Source organism: Thauera chlorobenzoica, assembly GCF_001922305.1.
Taxonomy (GTDB): Bacteria; Pseudomonadota; Gammaproteobacteria; order Burkholderiales; family Rhodocyclaceae; genus Thauera; species Thauera chlorobenzoica.
Window position 1 is genome coordinate 707276 of record NZ_CP018839.1, and the last position, 17097, is coordinate 724372.

A 17097-nucleotide genomic window follows, 5' to 3' on the forward strand; every position below is an offset into this window, starting at 1 on the left:
AATTCTCTGTGTTCGGTCGCGGGTCAGAAGTAGCCTTCTTTCTTGCGCTGCTCCATCGACGCTTCGGAGGTCTGGTCGTCCATCCGCGTCGCGCCGCGCTCGGTGATCGTGGTGGTCGCGGTTTCGGCGAGGATCTTGTCCACCGTGTCGGCGTCGGATTCGACCGGCGCGGTGCAGGTGATGTCGCCGACGGTGCGAAAGCGCACCCGGATGTTTTCCACCACGTCGCCGTCCTTCGCCGGGGTGACCTCGGTCACCGGCTGCAGCAGGCCGTTCTTCCTCACCACCGGGCGCACGTGGGCGAAGTAGATCGACGGCAACTCGAGCTGCTCGCGCTCGATGTATTGCCAGACGTCGAGTTCGGTCCAGTTGCTGATCGGGAAGGCGCGGATGTTCTCGCCCTTGTGGCTGCGCGCGTTGTACAGGTTCCACAGCTCGGGGCGCTGGTTCTTCGGGTCCCACTGGCCGAACTCGTCGCGGAAACTCATGATCCGCTCCTTCGCCCGCGCCTTTTCCTCGTCGCGCCGCGCGCCGCCGATGCAGGCATCGAAGCCGAACTCCTCGATCGCTTCGAGCAGGGTTACCGACTGGTGCTTGTTGCGGCTCTCCAGTGCGTGCTTGAGCACCACCGTGCCGCGCGCCATCGAGTCTTCCACCGAGCGCACGATCAGGCGCTCGCCCAGTTCAGACGCGCGCTTGTCGCGGAAGTCGGTCACTTCCCGATAGTTGTGGCCGGTGTCGATGTGCATCAGCGGGAAAGGGAAGCGCCCCGGGCGGAAGGCCTTCTCGGCCAGGCGCAGCAGGCAGATCGAATCCTTGCCGCCGGAGAACAGCAGCACCGGGTTGGCGCACTGGCCGGCAACTTCGCGCAGGATGTGGATGGCTTCGGCTTCGAGCCAGTCGAGATGGGTGAGCGTCTGTTTGGTCAGCGTGGACATGATGTGGTTACCGTTGCGGATGCTTGATCGGGTGTGAGCGCAAGGCGCGCAGGGCGGCCCGCAGCCCGGCGTGGAAGGCGGCGAGGCGCTGCTGCAGGCTGCGCCGGTCGGCGCCGACGACCGCGCCGTGGGGCGTGCGGGCGGGATGCTTGCCGTGCATGGTCAGCCCTTCTTCACGTGAAGGCCGCATTCCTTGCTGGCCGGATCTTCCCACCACCAGCGCCCGGCGCGCACGTCCTCGCCGAGGGCGATGGCGCGGGTGCACGGGGCGCAGCCGATGCTGGGGTAGAACTGGTCGTGGAGTGCATTGTAGGGAAGGTCGTGGATGCGGATATAGGCCCAGACCTCGGTCTCGCTCCAGTCCGACAGCGGGTTGAGCTTGTCGAGGCCGTTGGCGGCGTCGAATTCGCGCACCGGCAGGCCGCTGCGGGTCACCGATTGCGCTGCGCGCAGGCCGGTGATCCAGGCCTTCTTGCCCGCCAGGGCGCGGCGCAGCGGTTCCATCTTGCGCACCCCGCAGCACGCCTTGCGCAGCTCGACCGAGTCGTAGAAGGCGTTGATGCCGTGGCTGCGGACGTAGTTCTCGACCGCGCCGGCGTCGGGGAAATAGATCTTCAGCTTCGTGCCATAGCGCCGCTCGACTTCGCCGATCAGGGTGTAGGTCTCGGCCGGCAGGCGCCCGGTGTCGAGCGAGAAGATCTCGATCGGCAGCGCGTTGGCGAGGATCAGGTCGCTCAGCACCATGTCTTCGGCGCCGAAGCTGTTGGCGAAAGTGAGTTCGCCGCCGGTGCCGAATTCGGCCACCGCCTCACGCAGGAACTGCAGCGCAACGGCGGCCTTGGCGTCGACCGCGGCACGCAGCTCGGCGCTCAGCTGCGGGCGGGTGGCCGGGTTGGCCGCGGGCGGGCGCAGCGCGGAGACGGCGCCGCTCACCGTTGCACCTGGGGCGGCGTGCTGCGTTCGACGCGGCGGAACAGCGGCAGCGGATCCTGTACCGAGCGCTGGTAGGGCTGGCTGAAGTCGCCGATGCTGGCGAGCGCGGCGGCGAGCTGTTCGTCGGTGTAGCGCCCGGGGCGCGGCTGCAGGGCGTCGAAACCGCAGCGGGTGAGGTAGTTGAACTGGTCGCGCAGCACTTCGCCGATCGCGCGCAGTTCGCCGCGGTAGCCGTAGCGGGTGCGCAGCGCGGTGGCGGCCGAGTAGCTGCGGCCGTCGGTGAATTTCGGGAACTGGAGGGCGATCACGGTCAGGGTGTCGAGGTCGTCGGCGAGCGCGGCGACGTCCTCGCCGGCGGCCAGCCAGACCCCCAGCTCGCCGCCTTGCGCGCGCGCCAGCAGCGCGTCGCGGCGCGCCTGCCACACCGCCAGCGGCACCAGCACCGGACCGGCGGGCACGGCGATGTCGGCTGCGGCTTCGCCTTCGGCGAGAACGACGAGCCGGTGCTCGTCGGTGACGATGCGGCCGTTCTTGATGAGCTTGTCAGACATGGGCGGGGTTCCTTTGCGGCTGGCGCTCGGCATAGACGCGGTCCTTGAAGGGGTCGATGCCGAGGCGTTGGACGGTGTCGATGAAGCGCTCGTCTGCATGACGCAGTTCGAGATAGGTCTGGATCAGCTGCTCGATGACGCCGACCACTTCGTCGTGGGCGAACGACGGGCCGATCACCTTGCCGAGCGCGGTGGCGTTGCCCTGGGTGCCGCCGATGGTGATCTGGTACCACTCCTGGTTGTTCTTGTCGACGCCGAGGATGCCGATGTGGCCGACGTGGTGGTGGCCGCAGGAGTTCATGCAGCCGGAGATGTTGATGTCGATCTCGCCGATGTCATGGAGGTAGTCGAGGTCGTTGAAGCGCTGCTGGATCGCCGCCGCGATCGGAATCGAGCGGGCGTTGGCGAGCGCACAGAAGTCGCCCCCGGGGCAGCAGATGATGTCGGTCAGCAGGCCGATGTTGGGCGTCGCCAGCCCGGCCTCGCGGGCGAGCTGCCACAGCGCGAACAGGTCGGCCTGGCGGACGTCGGCGAGCGCCACGTTCTGCTCGTGGGTCATGCGCGCTTCGCCGAAGCTGAAGCGGTCGGCGAGATCGGCGATGAGGTCCATCTGCTCGGCGCTGACGTCGCCCGGAGCGATGCCGGTCTTCTTCAGCGACAGGACCACCGAGGTGTAGCCGGGTTGGCGGTGGGTGCGCACGTTGCGCTTCACCCAGGCGGCGAAGGCCTTGTTGGCGGCGAGCAGTTCATCGAAGGCGGCGTCCTGGGCGGGCAGGGCCTCATACGGCGGCGGAGCGAAGTGCGCGGCGACGCGCGCGAGCTCGGCTTCGGTCAGGGTGTTGGGGCCGTCCTTGAGCGGGGCCCATTCGTCCTCGACCAGGCGGCGGAATTCGTCGACGCCGAGCGCCTTCACCAGGATCTTGATCCGCGCTTTCCAGGCGTTGTCGCGCCGGCCGTAGCGGTTATAGACGCGCAGGATCGCCTCGCAGTAGGTGATCAGCTGCGGCCACGGCACGAATGCGGCGATTTCCTCGCCGAGGATCGGGGTGCGCCCGAGGCCGCCGCCGACCAGCACCCGGAAGCCCAGTTCGCCGGCGCCGTTCTTGATCAGGTCGAGGCCGATGTCATAGACGCGGAGGACGACGCGGTCTTCGCGCGCGCTGTTGAAGGCGATCTTGAACTTGCGCGGGAGGTAGGCGAACTCCGGGTTGTAGGTCGACCACTGGCGCAGGATCTCGGCGAACGGGCGGGGGTCGGCGATCTCGTCGGCGGCGACGCCGGCGAACGGATCGGCGGTGATGTTGCGGATGTCGTTGCCCGAGGTCTGGTTGGAATGCATCTGCACGCTGGCGAGCTGGGCGTGCATTTCGGGAATGGCTTCGAGCGGCGACCAGTTGAACTGGACGTTGGTGCGCGTGGTGAAGTGGGCGTAGCCGCGGTCGTAGGTGCGCGCGAGGTGGGCGAGCATGCGCAACTGGCGGCTGGCGAGGTTGCCGTAGGGCACCGAGATGCGGTACATCGGCGCGTGGCGCTGGATGTACAGTCCGTTCTGCAGGCGCAGCGGGCGGAACTCGTCGTCGCTCAGTTCGCCGGCGAAATAGCGCTGGGTCTGATCGCGGAACTGGGCGACCCGCTCGTCCAGGAGGCGCTGGTCGTATTCGTCGTACTGGTACATGGTGTCTCTCTCGTCGGGTCCGTAGGGAATGGCGGGATTCGTTGCAGTTCAGTGGCTGATCAGCTTGGCGCCCACCAGCACCAGCATCGTCGCCAGGATCGGGCGCAGCACGCGGTCCGGGATGCGGGTCGAAATGTGGGTGCCGAGCCAGATGCCGGGCAGCGAGCCGATCAGCAGGCTGCCCAGCAGCAGCCAGTCGACGCTGCCGAGGAACCAGTGGCCGAGGCCGGCGACCGCGGTCAGCGGCACGGCGTGGGCGATGTCCGAGCCGACGATGCGCAGCGCGGGCATCGCCGGGTAGAGGAAGAATAGCGCGGTGACGCCGAGGGCGCCGGCGCCGACCGAGGAAATCGACACCAGCACCCCCAGCACCGCCCCGGTGAACACGGTCAGGCGTGCGGTGCGCGCCGGGTTCGGTGTGCCGCTGAAGCGTGCCAGGGCGAGGGCCTGGATGTGCTTGCGGAAAATCAGCGCGACCGCGGTCAGGAGCAGGGCGAAGCCGAGTGCGACCTTGATCAGGCTGGCGGCGCCGTCGATGCCGCCGGGGGCGAAGCGCCCGACCAGCACCAGGGTCAGCACCGCGGCGGGCAGGCTGCCGGTGGCGAGCAGGCGGGTGATCTTCCAGTCCACCGTGCCTTTCAGGCCATGGGCGAGGGTGCCGCCGGTCTTGGTGATCGCGGCGTAGAGCAGGTCGGTGCCGACCGCCACCGAGGGGTGGATGCCGAACAGCAGCACCAGCAGCGGCGTCATCAGCGAGCCGCCGCCGACCCCGGTCAGGCCGACGATGGCGCCGACGGCGAAACCGGTGATGGTGTAAGCGAAGTCCATGTGTGCTGTGCTCCTCGATGGTGCAGCGCATCGTAAAGATTTTGCTTAGCCCGGAAAATAAGTTTTAAGTTAGACTTTAAGAACCTGTTGTTATATGGGCCTGGGCATGAACCTGCAGCAGCTGCGCTACATCCACGAAGTCGCCCGCCGTGGGCTCAACGTCTCCGAGGCCGCCGACGCCCTGTTCACCTCGCAGCCGGGCGTGTCGAAGCAGATCCGCCAGCTCGAGGCCGAGCTCGGGGTCGAGATCTTCGAGCGCCACGGCAAGCGCCTGGTGGCGGTCACCGAGCCGGGGCGCACGGTGCTGGTGATCGCCGAGCGCGTGCTGCGCGACCTCGACAACCTGCAGCAGGTCGGCGACGAATTCGCCAACGAGGCGGTGGGCAGCCTGTCGATCGCCACCACCCACACCCAGGCACGCTACGTGCTGCCCGGGGTGGTGCGCGATTTCATGCAGCGCTACCCGCAGGTCAAGCTCTCGCTGCACCAGGGCAATCCGCGCCAGGTGGGCGAGATGGTGCTCGACGGCACCGCCGACCTCGCCATCGCCACCGAGGCGATCGCCGAGTTCGACGAGCTCGTGATGCTGCCCTGCTACCAGTGGAACCGCTGCGTGGTCGCCACCCCGCGCCACCCCATCCTGCGCGAGACGCCGCTCACCCTGGAGGCGATCGCGCGCTACCCGATCATCACCTACGACGACGCATTCACCGGCCGCGGCCTGATCAACAAGGCCTTTCTCGGCCGCGGCCTGAAGCCCAACGTGGTGCTGTCGGCGATCGACTCGGACGTGATCAAGAAGTACGTCGAGCTCGACCTCGGGATCGGCATCCTCGCGCGCATGGCCTACGACGCCGACGAGGACCGCCGCCTGGGGATGGTCGATGCCTCCCACCTGTTCGAGTCCAGCACCACCCGCATCGGCCTGCGCCGGCGCGCCTGGCTGCGCACCTACGTGTACGCCTTCATCGAGGGCTTCGCCCCGCACCTGTCGCGGCGCATGGTCGAGACCGCGCTCGCCGGCGGCGGCACCGACCCCGGCCTGTGACGCCGGGGCGTGCCGCGCTGGCGGCCCGCGGCACGGTGGCGCTCAGGCTTGCTCGAACCAGCGCTGCAGGCGGGCGCCGCGCAGGCCGGCGGCGAGGGCGGCGATCAGGCGCACGCGCGCCTTCAGTGCATCGAGGGGGCCGGCGTGCAGCCAGTGCGCGGGAAGTGCGTGGCCGCGCGTGACGGTGCCGCCGCCGCAGCGGCTGGCGAGCACCACCGGGATCGTCGGCGGCAGCGCTTCGAGCGCAGTCCGCCAGGGTTCGGGCAGGCTGGCGTTGCCGGGCAGGGCCAGCACCAGGCCGCCGCCGGGGCGGGAAGGCCCTCGGCGCGGCCGTGCCGTGCCTGCGTCGCTCGTGCCGATTTCTTCCCCGCCGTCGGGGGCGTGGCGCAGGCTCCGCGCTGCTGTGCCGAGCAGGGCCGGTGTGCTGCCGGCGGCCACGGTCAGGATTTCCACCGCCGGCAGCTGCACCAGTCCGGCAGGCAGGCGCAGCGGGGCGGCCGGAGGGCGGGCCAGGGCCTGCAGGGCGATGTCGCTGGCGGTCACGGTGAGCGCACCGGGCTGGGCAAAGGCGTCGACGGCGCTGGGGTGGCGCTTGGTGAGCATGGCCGCGGGCAGGATGCGGTCGCCAAGCACAGCGAGCACGCCGGCGCGCGCGGCCGCCGGGCGGGCGGCGAGCTGCACCGCCTGATAGAGGTTGAGCGGGCCGTCGGCCGACAGCGCGGTGGCCGGGCGCATCGCCGCAGTGAGCACCACCGGCTTGCGGCGGGCGACGGTGAGGGCGAGGAAATAGGCGGTCTCCTCCAGCGTGTCGGTGCCGTGGGTGATGACGATGCCGTCCACCGCGGGGTCGTCGACGAGCGCCTGCACCCGGCGCGACAGCGCCAGCCAGTGCGCGGGCGTCATGTCCTTGCTGTCGAGGGCGAACAGGGCCTCGGCGCTGACGGTGGCGAGTGCGGCGAGCTGGGGCACGGCAGCGAGCAGGTCGGCGGCGCCGAGCTGCCCGGCGGTATAGCCACGGGTGTCGATGGCCGAGGCGGCGGCGCCGGCGATCGTGCCGCCGGTGGTGATCAGGGTGATGCGAGGACGGGGGGAGGGCACGGGGAAGGTCCTCAGGGGGTGGGTGCGCCGTCGTCGCGCAGGGCGACGATGCGCCGTTCGCGCTCCTGCTCGAGCAGGCGCAGCGAGGCTTCCGGCGGCACGCCCAGGCTCTCCAGCACCCAGCCGGTGAGCTGGAGGCCGGACTCCAGCGTTTCCGGCACCACCACCGAAGCGCCGGCTTCGCGCAGGCGCAGCGCGTGGCGCTCGTCGCGGGCGCGGGCGATGATGCGCAGCATCGGCATCAGGCGGCGGATGCCGCGCACCGCATGCTCGGCTGCGGCGGTGTGGTCCATGGTCAGCACCACCGCCTGCGCCCGGTCGATGCGCAGCTTGCGCACCAGCTCGGGGCGGCTGGCGTCGCCGAACACCAGCGGCACGCCGGCCTTGCGCTGCTGGGCGACGAGCTTGGCGTCGTTCTCGATGGCGACGAAGGGCACGCCCTGTTCGGCCAGCATCTGCCCCACCATCTGCCCGACGCGGCCGAAGCCGGCGATGATGACGTGACCGTGGAGCGCGCCCAGCTCGGCATCGGGCGCCGCTTCGGGCGGCACCAGGCGGCGGTCGATGAGGTTCCCCAGGCTCTGGCCGAAGCGGGCGACGAGCGGTGCGCAGAGCATCGACACGCCGACCACGATCAGCATGAACTGGCCGATTTCGCGCCCGAGCAGGCCGAAGCCCAGCGCCAGGCCGATGACGATGAAGGCGAACTCGCCGCCTTGGCCGAGGAGCAGGCCGCCTTCGGCCGCGCGCCCCCAGGACAGCCCGAAGCGGCGCAGCAGGACGACCAGGATCAGGCCCTTGAGCGCCAGCAGGCCGAGCACCGAGAGCGGAATCCACAGCGGTTCGGCGAGCAGCGCGCGCAGGTCGATGCCCATCCCCACCGACATGAAGAACAGGCCCATCAGCAGGCCCTTGAATGGCTCGATGGTGATCTCGACTTCATGGCGGAACTCGGTCTCGGCGATGATCAGGCCGGCGAGCAGGGCACCGAGCGCCATCGACAGCCCCGCCATCCAGGTCAGCGTGGCCACGCCCAGGGTGGTCAGCAGGGTCAGCGCGGTGAAGGTGTCGGGCTGGCGGCTGGCGGCGATCTGGTGGAACAGCGGGCGGATCACGCGGCGCCCGATCAGGTATAGCGCGAGCACCGTCAGCACGCCCTTGAGCAGCGCGCTGCCGAGCAGGAGCGCGAAGCTGCCTTCGCCGGCGGCGGCGCCGAGGATGCTGATCAGCACCAGCAGCGGCACCACCGCGAGATCCTGGAAGAGCAGGATCGCGAACGCCGCCTGGCCCAGCGGCGTCCCCATCTCGCGGCGCTGGATCAAGAGCTGCATCACGATCGCGGTGGACGAGAAGGCCAGCACCACGCCCAGGATCACCGAGGCCTCGACGGCGTTGCCGAAGGACCAGGCCAGCCCGCCGACCGCCGCCGCCGACAGCGCCACCTGCAGTCCGCCGAGCCCGAACACCAGGCGGCGCATCGACCACAGGCGCTCGACCGACATCTCGAGGCCGATCATGAACATCAGGAAGATGACCCCCAGTTCGGCGAGGAACTCGACGTCTTCGGGGCGGGCGAAGGTGAGCCACGACAGCAGCGGCCAGGCGTCGGCGTGGCTGGCCAGGCCGTAGGGGCCGAGCACGGCGCCGACCGACAGGAAGCCGAGCACCGGGTTGATGCGCAGCCGCCCGAGGAGCGGAATGAGCACGCCGCTGAGGGCGAGGAAGAGGATGATTTCCTTCAGGAAGGGAAAGCTGTCGTGGGTGTCCATCGAGGCTTCGCTATGGGTGGGCGCGGGGGTTACGCCACGCCGGGCGTGGGCGTCGTTCGGGGGCGTGCTGCGGCCGGGGCAGCGCCGTCGTCGCCCTCTTCCTGCTGCTGCAGCAGCCACATCTGGGCGTAGGCGCCGTTGCGGGCGAGCAGCGCGGCGTGGCGTCCGCGCTCGACGATGCGCCCGGCGTCGAGGACGATGATTTCGTCGGCGTCCATCACCGTCGACAGCCGGTGTGCGATCACCAGCGCGGTGCGGCCCTGCGCGGCGCGCTCGATCTGGGCCTGGATCGCCTTCTCGGTCTTCGAGTCGAGCGCCGAAGTGGCCTCGTCGAAGATCAGGATCGCCGGGTCCTTGAGCAGCGCGCGGGCGATCGCGACGCGCTGCTTCTCGCCGCCGGACAGCTTCAGGCCGCGCTCGCCGACCCGGGTGTCGTAGCCTTCGGGGAGCTGGGCGACGAAATCCTCGAGCTGGGCGGCGCGGGCGGCGGCTTCCACTTCGGCGCGGCTGGCGGTGGGGCGGCCGTACTGGATGTTGTAGACCAAGGTGTCGTTGAACAGCACCGTGTCCTGGGGAACGATGCCGATCGCCGCGCGCAGGCTGTCCTGGGTGAGCTGGCGCAGGTCGTGGCCGTCGATGCGGATGGCGCCGCCCTGGACATCGTAGAAGCGGTACAGGAGGCGCGCCAGGGTCGATTTGCCCGACCCCGACTGCCCCACCACCGCTACCGTGCTGCCGGCGGGGATGTCGAAATCGACGTCGAACAGGATCGGCCGGCGGGCATCGTAGGCGAAGCCGACATGCTCGAAGCGCACCCCGGCCGGGCCGGGCGGCAGCGCCACCGCGTCGGCGGCATCGGCAATCTCGCGGTGCTCGTGCATCAGGCCGAACATGCGTTCGATGTCGGTGAGCGCCTGGCGCAGTTCGCGGTACATCACGCCGAGGAAGTTGAGCGGGATGTAGAGCTGGATCAGGAAGGCGTTGACCAGCACGATGTCGCCGATCGTCATCACCCCGCCCGCCACCCGGTCGGCGGCCTGCCACATCATCACGGTGACGCCGACGGCGATGATCGCGGCCTGGCCGATGTTGAGCGCGGACAGCGAATACTGGTTGGTCTCCTGCGCCTGCGTCCATTTCTGCAGTTCGTCGTCGTAGCGGCGCGCTTCGAATTCCTCATTATTGAAGTACTTCACCGTCTCGAAGTTGATCAGGCTGTCGATCGCGCGCGCGTTGGCCGCCGAGTCGAGCTCGTTGGCGCGGCGGCGCAGCGCGGTGCGCCAGTTCGTCACCTGCACCGTGAACACGATGTACAGCGCCAGCGTCACCAGGGTGGTGATCGCGAACACGGCGTCGTATTGCACGAGCAGGATGCCGATCACCAGGCCGATCTCGACCAGGGTGGGCAGGATCGAGTACAGCGTGTAGCTGATCAGCGAACCGATCGAGCGCGTGCCGCGCTCGATGTCGCGGGTCAGGCCGCCGGTCTGGCGCTCGAGGTGAAAGCGCAGCGACAGCGCGTGCAGGTGGCGGAACACGCGCAGCGAGATCGCCCGCACCGCCTGCTGGGTGACGCGGGCGAAGACGATCTCGCGCAGCTCGGTGAACAGCGAGGCGGAAAAGCGCAGCACCCCGTAGGCCAGCAGCAGCGCGGCCGGCACCACGATGAACGCCTGTCCGGTGGTGAGCGAGAGGTCGTCGATCAGGTGCTTGAAGATGATCGGGACGGTGACGTTGGCGCCCTTGGCCGCGAGCAGGCAGCCGAGCGCGAAGATCACCCGGCCCTTGTAGGCCCAGATGAAGGGCAGCAGGCTCTTGAGCGTCTGCCAGTCGTGGCGCTGGGCGGGTTCGGGGCCGGGCAGGGCGGCGGCGGGGGCGCGTCGCATCGCCCGCCTCAGCGCGCCGCGGCGGGCAGGGGGGCGTCGTCGACCGCCAGGCGCAGGGCGAGGCCGATGAAGACGATGCCGGCGATGCGCTCGAGCCAGGCGCCGGCGCCAGGGCGGCGGGCGAGGAGGCGGCCGATGCCGCCGGCGGCGAAGGCGAGGGCGCCGAAGATGAGCACCGTCTGGGCGGCGAAGAGCAGGCCGAGCTGGGCCATCTGCAGGCTGGCGGCGCCGTCGGCGGGGCGCACGAACTGGGGCAGGAAGGCGAGGAAGAAGAGCGCGACCTTGGGGTTGATCGCGTTGGCGATGAAGCCGCGGCGCAGGTAGGTGTGCCACGGCGCGGGGGCCTGCTCGCCGGCCGGTTGCAGGCGCACCGCGGCGGCATGGCGCAGGGCGTTGATGCCGATCCAGGCGAGGTAGGCGGCGCCGGCGAGCTTGAGGGCGAGGAAGGCGGTGGGTGAGGAAGCCAGCGCCGCGCTCACCCCCAGTGCCGCCCACAGGGTGTGGGTGAAACAGCCCAGCGCACAGCCCAGCGCGATGCCGAATCCGGCCATCCGCCCGCGCGCCAGGCTTTGTCCCAGCACCATCAGGTTGTCGGGGCCGGGGGCGAGGGTGATCAGGAAGCTGATGCCGAGGAAGGCGAGGGCGGTGTCAAAGTCGAGCATGGCTGAACGGTGGGTGAGGTGGCGTTGGGGGGCCGCCGGCCGGCGTTGCCGGCGCGCCCGCCGTGGCCGCTGGAAGGGGGCGTGGAGGGGGCTGGCGGAAGGGGGCCGGTGCGGATTTCCGCCATTATGCGGCCCGGTTTGCGGCGGTGCACGGACAATCTTGCCGGCGTGTGCGATTGCCCGGCGGCGCGGCATGGCGGCTATGATGCAGGCTGAGTGGCGCCGGAAGGCGCTCCCGAAAGCCGGAAGAGGGCTTTGCCGAGCCTGGAGACAACGATGAGCTGGATCGTCCTGATTGCCCTGCCTGTGCTGGTCGTCGGCCTCGCCGCCCGGCGTGCGTCATCCTTCGCCTGGCTGTGGGCGGGGCTGGCCTGGCTCGCGGCGCTGGGCTGGGCGGCGGACTGGGCGGCGGCGCTGACCGTGCTGGCGATGGCCGCCTTCGCCGCGGCGATGCACGTGTTGCGCGCCCCGGCGCTGCGCCGCAGGTGGCTGACGGTGCCGGTGTTCACGCTTTTCCGTCGTGCCCTGCCGGCGATGTCGCAGACCGAGAAGGACGCTCTCGAAGCCGGCACCGTGTGGTGGGAAGGCGAGCTGTTCGCCGGCCGCCCGGACTGGGCGAAGCTCGCCGCCTACCCGTGGCCGACGCTGAGCGCCGAGGAGCAGGCCTTCCTCGACGACGACACCGAGGAACTGTGCCGGATGGTGCGGGACTGGGACTGCACCCGGCGCCAGGACATGCCGGCCGAAGTCTGGGCGTTTATCCGCGCGCGCGGCTTTCTCGGCATGATCATCCCGAAGGAATACGGCGGGAAGGGCTTCTCCGCCCTCGCCCATTCGGAAGTCATCACCCGGCTGGCGACCCGGTCGTCGACGCCGGCGGTGACGGTGATGGTGCCGAACTCGCTCGGCCCCGCCGAGCTGCTGCTGCACTACGGCACCCCTGAGCAGAAGCAGCACTACCTGCCGGGGCTGGCGAGCGGGCGCGAGATCCCCGCGTTCGCGCTCACCAGCCCGTGGGCGGGGTCGGACGCCGCCTCCATTCCCGATGCCGGGGTGGTGTGCCGGGGGCAGTGGAACGGCGAGGATGTGCTCGGCATGCGGGTCAGCTTCGACAAGCGCTACATCACCCTGGCACCGGTGTGCACCGTGTTCGGGCTGGCGTTCCGCCTCTACGACCCGGAGCGCCTGCTCGGTGGCGACGAGGACATCGGCATTACCTGCGCGCTGGTGCCGCGCGACCATCCGGGCGTCGACATCGGCCGCCGCCACGCCCCGCTCGACGCGGTGTGGATGAACGGTCCGGTCCGCGGCAAGGACGTATTCATGCCGCTGGAGTTCATCATCGGCGGCCCGCGGATGGCCGGGCAGGGCTGGCGGATGCTGATGGAGTGCCTGGCGGCGGGGCGCTCGATCTCGCTGCCGGGCTCCAACGCCGGCATGCAGCAGCTCACCGCGCGTGCGGTGGGGGCCTACGCGCGCGTGCGCCAGCAATTCAAGACGCCGATCGGGCGCTTCGAAGGGGTCGAGGAGGCGCTCACCCGGATCGGCGCCAACACCTACCTCAGCGACGCCGCGCGGGTGCTGACCGCGGGTGCGCTCGACCTCGGCGAGAAGCCGGCGGTGGTGTCGGCGATCGTCAAGTACCACGTCACCGAGCGCGCCCGCCAGACCGTCAACGACGGCATGGACGTGATCGGCGGCAAGGGCATCTGCCTCGGCCCGCAGAACTTCCTCGGCCGCGCCTATCAGCAGATTCCGGTCGGCATCACCGTGGAGGGGGCGAACATCCTCACCCGCAGCCTGATCCTGTTCGGCCAGGGCGCGATCCGCTGCCATCCCTGGGTACTCGCCGAAATGGACGCCGCCCGCGGCGGCGATCTCGACGCCTTCGACCGCGCGCTGTGGGGGCATGCCGCGTATACCGCGTCGAACGCCGCGCGTGCGCTGGGGATGGGGCTGACCGGCTCGCACTTCGTCCGCGTCGGCGCCGACGTCGCCCCCGAGACCCGGCGCTACTACCAGCAGCTGACCCGCTTCTCGGCCGCGTTCGCGTTCCTCGCCGATCTCTCGATGGGCATCCTGGGCGGCGCACTCAAGCGCAAGGAGAAGCTGTCGGCGCGGCTCGGCGACATCCTGTCGCTGATGTACCTGGCGAGCGCGACGCTCAAGCGCTACGAGGCCGAAGGCCGCCAGGCCGCGGACGCGCCGCTGATGCACTGGGCGATCTGGGACTGCATGTTCCGCATCCAGCTCGCCTTCGAAGGGGTGATCGCGAACTTCCCCAGCAAGTTCGCCGCCGCGCTGCTGCGCCGGGTGGTGGTGTTCCCCCTCGGCCATCCCTACGTGGTGCCTTCCGATCAGCTCGGCCACCAGGTCGCGGCGCTGCTGATCGAGCCCTCTCCCACCCGCGACCGCCTGACCGCCGCGGTCCATCTGCCGCAGGACGTCGACGAGCCGCTGGGGGCGCTCGAAGCCGCGCTCGCCGCTACCCTCGCCGCCGAGCCGGTCGAGGCACGGCTGAGGCAGGCCGAGCGCGAGGGCCGCTTCAGCCCCGGCGTGCTCGCCAGCGGCGACGTCGATGAAGTGTGGCGGCGCGCGCGCGATGCCGGCGTGATCGGCGCCGAGGAATACGCCCTCGTCGAGCGCCGCAACCGGCTCCGCGACAAGGTCATCCGCGTCGACGATTTCCCTCTCGATTTCGGCCTCGCCGAGGCCCTCGGCGCCGCATCCGCGGGTCGTAACCCGGGTCGTAACCCTACTCCTGCGCCCTGAGCGGCGCGACCTTGCCGTGGAGCCCCTTCGACGATGAACGATAGCCCCGATCCCCGGACCTGCCTGCCGGCGCACCGGCAGCCCGAGCTGCGGGTGATGCCGATGCCGGCCGACCTCAACCCCGAAGGCAATGTCTTCGGCGGCTGGATCATGTCGATGGTCGACATCGCCGGCGCGATTCCCGCCCACCGTCGCGCCCGGAGCCGGGTGGCGACGGTGGCGGTGAATTCCTTCGCTTTCCGCCAGCCGGTGTCGGTCGGCGACCTGGTCAGCTTCTACGCCGAAGTCGTCGCCACCGGGCGCAGCTCGGTCACCGTCGACGTCGAGGTCTATGCCGAGCGCGACCTCGAGAACCCGGTGGTGGTGAAAGTGACCGAGGCGCGCCTGACCTACGTCGCGCTCGACGAGCACGGGCGCAAGCAGCTGATTCCTCCGGCGGCGCCGGCCGCGCCCGGGCCTGCCGCGGGCGGGCCCGACCGGCCCGCTCCACCGACCCATTCCTGAGCACACCGCACACCGCGGGGAGGAGGCGCAAGTGAATCGACTGATCATCCGCAAGGTCGCCGTGCTCGGCGCCGGCGTCATGGGGGCGCAGATCGCCGCCCATTGCGCCAGTGCCGACATCCCGGTGCTCCTGTTCGACCTCGCCGCGGCGGAGGGCGCGGCCAACGCCGTCGCCGCGCGCGCCATCGCCGGGCTCGCCAAGCTCGATCCGGCGCCGCTGGCGGCGCGCGGCTGTGCGCACTACATCGAGGCCGCCAGCTACGAGCACGACCTCGCCCGGCTGGCCGAGTGCGACCTGGTGATCGAGGCGATCGCCGAGAAAATGGAGTGGAAGCTCGCGCTCTACGCCCGTGTCGCCCCCCACCTGCGCGCCGACGCGGTGTTCGCTTCCAACACCTCGGGGCTGTCGATCGCCGCGCTCTCGGCCGGGCTGCCGGCGGCGCGGCGGGCACGCTTCTGCGGGGTCCATTTCTTCAACCCGCCGCGCTACATGGCGCTGGTCGAGCTGATTCCCACCGCCGACACCGAGCCGGCGCTGGTCGATGCGCTCGAGGCTTGGCTGACCACCCGCCTGGGCAAGAACATCGTGCGCGCGCAGGACACTCCCGGTTTCCTCGCCAACCGCGTCGGCGTGTTCTCGATTCTCGCCGTGATTCACCACACCGCGCGCCTCGGTCTGGCCTTCGACGACGTCGATCTGCTCACCGGCACCCGCATCGGTCGCCCGAAGAGCGCCACCTTCCGCACCGCCGACGTGGTCGGGCTGGACACCCTCGCCCACGTCATCGGCACCCTGCAGGCGACGCTCGGCGATGATCCCTGGCATGCCCACTTTGCCGTGCCCGACTGGCTGCAGGCGCTGATCGCACAGGGCGCGCTGGGGCAAAAGCGCGGCGCCGGGATCTACCGCAAGCACGGCGGACGCGTCCAGGTGCTCGACCCGGCGACGGGGGGCTACCGCGACAGCGCTGGCGAGCTGTTCCCCGACGTCGAGGAGATTCTCGAGCTCAAGGACCCGGTGGAGAAGTTCGCCGCGCTCGCCGCCCATCCGCATCCCCAGGCGCAGCTGCTGTGGTCGGTGTTTCGCGACCTGTTCCACTACTGCGCCCACCATCTCGGCACCATCGCCGGCAACGCGCGCGACGTCGACCTGGCGATGCGCTGGGGCTTCGGCTGGGCGCTGGGGCCGTTCGAGACCTGGCAGGCGGCGGGCTGGCGCGAGGTGGCAGCGATGATCGAGGACGACATCGCCCATGGCCGGGCGCTGGCGGCGGTGGCGCTGCCGGCCTGGGTGGCCGGGCGCGACGGTGTGCATGCGCCGGCCGGCTCCTACAGCGCCGCCGCCGACACCCTGGTGGCGCGCGCCGCGCTGCCGGTGTACCGGCGCCAGCTCTACCCCGAGCGGGTGCTCGGCGAGGCGCCCGATGCGCGCGGCGAAACCTTGTGGGAAAGCCCGGCCGGGCAGGGCGGGGTGCGCCTGTGGTGCCGCCCCGACCAGGACGCGCGGATCGGCATCGTGTCGCTCACGGGCCGGGTGCATGCGATCGGCAGCGTCGCCGTCGACGGCCTGCTCGAAGCGATTGCGCGCGCCGAGGCCGAACTCGACGGCCTGGTGATCTGGCATTCGGCGCCGTTCGCGGTCGGTGCCAACCTGCAGCAGCTCGCCGAAGCCTGCGGCGCAGGCCAGTTCGCCCTCCTCGAGCGCATGGTGGCGAAATTCCAGCGGGTCTCGATGGCGATCCGCCATGCCCAGGTGCCGGTGGTGGCCGCGGTGCAGGGGATGGCCCTGGGCGGCGGCTGCGAGTTCGCGATGCACGCCGCGCACCGGGTGTTCGCGCTCGAGAGCTATGTCGGCCTGGTCGAGGCCGGGGTCGGGTTGATTCCGGCCGGCGGCGGCTGCAAGGCCTTCGCCGTGCAGGCGCATGCGCTGGCGCAGCGTGCGGCCGGCGGCGATGTCTTCCCCTATATCCAGAACGCCTTTCAGACCATCGCCCTGGCCACCGTGGCGAAGAGCGCGCGCGAAGCGGTCGAACTCGGCTTCGGTACCCCCGCCGACGACATCCTGTTCCACCCCGCCGAGTTGCTGTACACCGCGATCCGGCGCGCGCGTGCGCTGGCGGAGTCGGCCTGGCATCCGCCGCTGCCGAACCCGGCGGTGACCGTGGCCGGGCGCAACGGCATCGCCACCTGCGAGCTGATGCTGGTGAACATGGCCGAGGGCGGTTTCATTTCCGCACACGACTACCGCGTCGCCCGGGCCGCGGCCACCGCGCTGTGCGGCGGCGAGGTCGATTCGGGGGCGGCGGTCAGCGAGCAGTGGATCCTCGACGTCGAGCGTGCCCAGTTCGTCGCCCTGCTGCAGACCGAACAGACCCGGCAGCGCATCGCCCACATGCTGGAAACCGGCAAACCGCTGCGCAACTGAGCGAGGAA

Annotated in this window: 14 protein-coding genes; 4 read left to right on the forward strand and 10 right to left on the reverse strand. The window is 70.4% G+C overall.

What is annotated here, in order from left to right:
* Positions 1-23: 23 nt before the first annotated feature.
* From cysD to Tchl_RS03480, 6 genes are read right to left on the reverse strand one after another with little or no spacing between them, the layout of a single operon-like run.
* Positions 24-938 carry a sulfate adenylyltransferase subunit CysD gene (gene cysD, locus Tchl_RS03460; protein WP_075147165.1) on the reverse strand — a complete coding sequence of 305 codons (915 nt, stop codon included), beginning with the start codon at positions 936-938 and terminating at the stop codon, positions 24-26.
* 7 nt (positions 939-945) lie between these two features.
* Positions 946-1098 carry a hypothetical protein gene (locus Tchl_RS17915; RefSeq protein WP_198158982.1) on the reverse strand — a complete coding sequence of 51 codons (153 nt, stop codon included), beginning with the start codon at positions 1096-1098 and terminating at the stop codon, positions 946-948.
* 2 nt (positions 1099-1100) lie between these two features.
* Positions 1101-1871, reverse strand: a complete 771-nt coding sequence (locus tag Tchl_RS03465; protein ID WP_075147166.1) for a phosphoadenylyl-sulfate reductase — start codon at positions 1869-1871, stop codon at positions 1101-1103.
* Positions 1868-2422, reverse strand: coding sequence for a DUF934 domain-containing protein (locus Tchl_RS03470; RefSeq protein ID WP_075147167.1), 555 nt, complete (start codon positions 2420-2422; stop codon positions 1868-1870). The genes Tchl_RS03465 and Tchl_RS03470 overlap by 4 nt, the downstream gene beginning before the upstream one ends.
* A complete protein-coding gene (locus Tchl_RS03475; RefSeq protein WP_075147168.1) occupies positions 2415-4097 on the reverse strand; it encodes a nitrite/sulfite reductase in 1683 nt (560 codons plus the stop codon). Before Tchl_RS03475 ends, Tchl_RS03470 begins: the two co-directional genes overlap by 8 nt.
* Positions 4098-4145: 48 nt before the next feature.
* Positions 4146-4925 carry a sulfite exporter TauE/SafE family protein gene (locus tag Tchl_RS03480; protein ID WP_075147169.1) on the reverse strand — a complete coding sequence of 260 codons (780 nt, stop codon included), beginning with the start codon at positions 4923-4925 and terminating at the stop codon, positions 4146-4148.
* Between the two features lie 106 nt (positions 4926-5031).
* On the opposite strand from Tchl_RS03480, the gene cysB reads away from it, so the two are divergent.
* On the forward strand, positions 5032-5973 hold the full coding sequence (gene cysB, locus Tchl_RS03485) for an HTH-type transcriptional regulator CysB (RefSeq protein WP_075149554.1): 942 nt from the start codon (positions 5032-5034) through the stop codon (positions 5971-5973).
* Between the two features lie 42 nt (positions 5974-6015).
* On the opposite strand, the gene Tchl_RS03490 is transcribed toward cysB, so the two are convergent.
* Genes Tchl_RS03490 through Tchl_RS03505 form a run of 4 tightly spaced genes read right to left on the reverse strand, consistent with a single transcriptional unit; the run spans position 6016 to position 11388 of the window.
* Positions 6016-7071: an asparaginase gene (locus Tchl_RS03490; protein ID WP_083945142.1), complete on the reverse strand. Its 1056-nt coding sequence runs from the start codon at positions 7069-7071 to the stop codon at positions 6016-6018.
* An 11-nt stretch (positions 7072-7082) separates the two neighbouring features.
* Positions 7083-8840: a cation:proton antiporter domain-containing protein gene (locus tag Tchl_RS03495; RefSeq protein WP_075147170.1), complete on the reverse strand. Its 1758-nt coding sequence runs from the start codon at positions 8838-8840 to the stop codon at positions 7083-7085.
* A 29-nt stretch (positions 8841-8869) separates the two neighbouring features.
* Positions 8870-10726: an ABCB family ABC transporter ATP-binding protein/permease gene (locus Tchl_RS03500; protein WP_075147171.1), complete on the reverse strand. Its 1857-nt coding sequence runs from the start codon at positions 10724-10726 to the stop codon at positions 8870-8872.
* A gap of 8 nt (positions 10727-10734) precedes the next feature.
* The gene (locus Tchl_RS03505; RefSeq protein WP_075147172.1) at positions 10735-11388 is read right to left on the reverse strand and encodes a LysE family translocator; all 654 of its coding nucleotides are present in this window, start codon (positions 11386-11388) and stop codon (positions 10735-10737) included.
* A gap of 276 nt (positions 11389-11664) precedes the next feature.
* On the opposite strand from Tchl_RS03505, the gene Tchl_RS03510 reads away from it, so the two are divergent.
* Genes Tchl_RS03510 through Tchl_RS03520 form a run of 3 tightly spaced genes read left to right on the forward strand, consistent with a single transcriptional unit; the run spans position 11665 to position 17089 of the window.
* Positions 11665-14160: an acyl-CoA dehydrogenase gene (locus Tchl_RS03510; protein WP_075147173.1), complete on the forward strand. Its 2496-nt coding sequence runs from the start codon at positions 11665-11667 to the stop codon at positions 14158-14160.
* A 33-nt stretch (positions 14161-14193) separates the two neighbouring features.
* Entirely contained in the window at positions 14194-14664 is a 471-nt protein-coding gene (locus tag Tchl_RS03515; protein WP_083945143.1) for an acyl-CoA thioesterase, read from the forward strand.
* Positions 14665-14695: 31 nt separating this feature from the next.
* The gene (locus Tchl_RS03520; RefSeq protein WP_075147174.1) at positions 14696-17089 is read left to right on the forward strand and encodes a 3-hydroxyacyl-CoA dehydrogenase/enoyl-CoA hydratase family protein; all 2394 of its coding nucleotides are present in this window, start codon (positions 14696-14698) and stop codon (positions 17087-17089) included.
* The last annotated feature ends 8 nt before the right edge of the window (positions 17090-17097 follow it).